This window comes from Planctomycetia bacterium (assembly GCA_034440135.1).
GTDB lineage: Bacteria > Planctomycetota > Planctomycetia > Pirellulales > JALHLM01 > JALHLM01.
The window spans coordinates 1-3,691 of sequence record JAWXBP010000315.1; the positions used below are offsets into that span (position 1 = coordinate 1).

General features: G+C 61.7%; 2 protein-coding genes. One reads left to right on the top strand and one right to left on the bottom strand.

The window, feature by feature from the left end:
* Nucleotides 1–119: 119 nt before the first annotated feature.
* Nucleotides 120–3,398: a PVC-type heme-binding CxxCH protein gene (locus tag SGJ19_18925; protein ID MDZ4782324.1), complete on the bottom strand. Its 3,279-nt coding sequence runs from the start codon at nucleotides 3,396–3,398 to the stop codon at nucleotides 120–122.
* A gap of 109 nt (nucleotides 3,399–3,507) precedes the next feature.
* Here SGJ19_18925 and SGJ19_18930 point away from each other — a divergent pair.
* On the top strand, nucleotides 3,508–3,691 hold a 184-nt coding region (locus tag SGJ19_18930; GenBank protein MDZ4782325.1), incomplete at its 3' end, for a hypothetical protein.

The following is a 3,691-nucleotide window of genomic DNA, read 5'->3' on the forward strand; positions in this document are numbered from 1 at the left end:
ATCCTCTCACGCAAATCACCGCCCAAGAACAACAAAACTCTTTCCGCAGATCAACCCAAACTCGCTTTCGCCATAGATTCACAGCCTAGGAGCGAAAGGAGACTGTGACGCGTCTGTTCCTATTTCAGTGTCGCCAGATACTCGATCAGATCGCGAAGCTCGCTCTTGGTGAGGAACTTCGCCACGGTATCCGGCATCGCCGAAGGGCCGCTGGCGCGTTCGTCGATCGTCGATTTGTCGATCGTGAGCAGTTTTCCCTCGGGCGTCACGAGTTGCAGCGTGGCATCGTCTTCCCCGCGCAGCACGCCGGACATGAGACGGCCGTCTTCGAGCGCCACAGTGACCGTTTCGAAGCCTTTGGCGATTTGCGCGCTCGGCTGAAGCACCGCTTCGAGCAGGTAGTTGCGGTCTTTCATCGCGGCGATCTGCGAGAGATCCGGGCCGACGTCGCCGCCACGGCCTGCGATCTTGTGGCAGCGCTGACAGGAGACGTCGCTGCGTGTGAAGAAAATTTGTTGACCGCGTTCCGCATTGCCGCCAGCGAGTGCCACGCGGTACGGCGCGAGCAGGTCGCTCGCATCGAGCCCGGTTTCGTATTGGTTCAATTTGGCTAGCACATCCGCATCGGAACGGGCGGCGGCCGAGGTCAGTACGTCCAATTGCACTTCCGCCGGCATCGTACCGGCCAGCAATTGATCGAGCGCCGCGATCAATACGGTATCGACCCGGGCATCGTCGATGCCGCCGAGGGCTTGCAAGGCGCTCTGCCGTTCGACGGTTTCGCCTTGCGTGAGGCCGCGCTCCAACTCGTCGAGCGCGCGAGACTTGTCCAACGTCACGAGCGCCGTGCGCGCTGCAGCGCGGACCTCGCCGGACGCATCTTGTAAGGCGTGATCTACTGCCAGCGGTAGTTCTTTGGCGTGCAGTGCCGCGAGGGCGTCGATGGCTTCCGCGCGCGAGGCCGGCGCGGACTCCTGATCCAACACCAGCGTGACCAACGTCGGGCCGACTTCCTGAATCCCCAATCGCGAGGCGGTGCGAGCGGCGGCGCGGCGCACGCGATCAGGGCCGCTGAACACCGCGGCCAGCACGGGCTTGAGCGCGTTCGCTGCGATGTTGGCGTCACGCTTTTTCAGGGGTCGCCAAGCGCCGAGGAATCGATCGCGACCGGACGGCTCCGCCCAGTCTTGCAAGGCTCGCAGGGCGTCGATGCGCAAGTCGTCGGGCGTGGACGATCGCGCCGCGAGGTGCGCGATGCGTTCGGCGTGGTCTGCTCCGCCCAAGCGGTAGTTGGCGTTCAACACGCGGCGAAGCACTGTCTCGCTCAAACCAGGTTGAGTCGCGAGCGACGCCAGATCTTCCATTGCGTCAGGAATGGGCAAATCGTAGATCGCGCGCGCGGCTTCGGCGACGATCAGCGGATCCGAGTCGTGTAGGAATCTGGCAATCAGCGGCGAAGCATGGCGGCGCAACGCCAGGGCGATTCCCAGGCGAACCGAGGAGGACGGATCTTTGGAGCGACTAATCAACTCTTGAGGCGTACCTGATCCGTACAAGCCCATCACGGCAGCATGCCGCAGCACGGGATCCTGATCGGCGTTGTCCGCGAGAATCGCCAACAGATGTGGAACGTTCGACGGATCGCCCTGCTGTCCTAAGGAAATGGCGGCGAAGGCGCGGACCCGCAAGCTGGCATCTTGACGAAGCATCAGCGCGGCGACGCGAGCGTTCGTGCTCTTGGATTTGCCAAGGAGCTTTGCTAATTGCGCGCGAATCTCCGCGTCGTCGTCGGCTGCCGCAGCGACAAGCGGCTCGAGCGCCGCTGGCTCGAGCGCCATTCGCATCCCCAGGCCCCAAATGGCGTGAATCCGCGCCAGTTGATGCTTGCTCTCTCGTAGCGTCTTACTGAGTAGTTCCAGCCCAGTCGGTCGCGCGGCCAACGCGAATTGCGCCTCTTGGCGCACTGCCATGGCCGGATGTTCCAGTAACGGGATGAGACGGTCGTCGCTTAAATCGCCGACGCCGTTGGCGATCAACTTCGCCGCTTCGTCGCGCGCGGCGCGGTCGATGTTGTCATTCGTGGGGAAGCGATAAATGCGTCCCTTGCCGGGGCCGTTCCAGCCTTCGACCCAGTCGGAAGCGTAGAGCTGGCCGTCCGGGCTGAAATCGACGTCCGTCGCCAAGAGCGACCACATGAATTCCGCGGAACGCTCGATCTCGAACGTCGCCCCTTTCGGCTTGACCTTGATGGCGCGGATGCCGCTTTGCGAGGTGCTGCCGCGGAAATCGACCATGAAGAAGTGGTCGCGCCACTCCGCCGGCAGGCCGACGCCGGGATCATACGTGAGTCCTGACGGACCGTCGCCGATGTTGGCGATTGGCGGCACGATGTAGGCCGCCTGGCCGTCGTGTTGAGGATGCCAGAGTTTTTCCTGGTTCCACGGGCCCCGGTCGCTCAGGTACTGGTAGTACATCCGCCAACCGGCGTCCATCCCTTCGACGACCTGCACCCAGCGGGCTTTGTCGCCGCCGTCGGAGTTGTTGTCACCGGTGAACAGATTGCCGTATTGATCGAAGGCGAGCTCCTGCGGATTGCGAAGTCCGGTGGCGACGACTTCGAGATTCGAGCCGTCAAGATCGCAGCGGAACACGGCGCCGGAATCAGGATTCACGTATTGGCGATCGCCCACGTCGACGTTATAGCCACGGTCGCCCATGCTGAAATACAGCTTGCCGTCCGGGCCGACGCGCAGGCCGTGGAGGTCGTGGCCGCGAAAAGCGTAGCGGACGCCAAAACCATGATGGAGCGACTTACGCACGTCAGCCTGGCCGTCGCCGTTTTCATCGCGGAGGAGATAAAGTTCCGGAATGCAGGTGTAGTAAACATTGCCGCGATAGGCCAACACGCCGGCGCCAGTGCCGTCCAGGACGCCGTTAAAGCGATTGGCAAACACCGTCACACGATCCGCCTGGCCGTCTTGATCCGTGTCTTCGAGCAAACGAATGCGGTCGTCTTGCTTCGTATAATCAGCGATCTTCTCGCCCAGGTTTTTTTTTAGATAGGCGAGGCGATCTTCCACAGTCTGCGCCGCGAGATCGTCGTCGAGCCAATCCATGTGCCCGCGATTGTCTTCGACCCCTTTGCTCTGCCGGAAGGTTTCGCAAACGTAGATACGTCCGCGCTCGTCGAAGCCGAACGCCACGGGATTGGCGACCATCGGCTCCGCGGCGAAGAGCTCCACGCGGAATCCTGCCGGCAAGCGGATGCTCTGCATCGCGCCTTGCGGCTCGTCCGAGGCGCCAAATACGACTGGCTCCTCCGGAACAGGGGTTTCTGCGGCGCGGGCCGCGACACCACAACTTGCACAGACGACGATGCAGAAGAGAACGAAACGCACAAGCGGACCCTCAAGACAGGCGGTAAAACGCGACAAGACCCCGGAATACAACCGGCGTCTACCAGCAAACGCTCTAAGGTAACCTGCCGGAATCGGGATCACAAATGCCTTGATGCTTGATACAAGTTTACTTCGCTACCGACACCGGAATAGTTGGCCGACCGAGCGCCTGTTAGAATGGCGGCATGGTAGAAAAGGTTCTTCCGGAATTTTAATGGGTAACGTCGTTCGGCAGGAGTTCGAGTTTTCCGCAGTAGAAGAGGATTCTGGTGCGGAAGTTGGGGAAGCTTCGG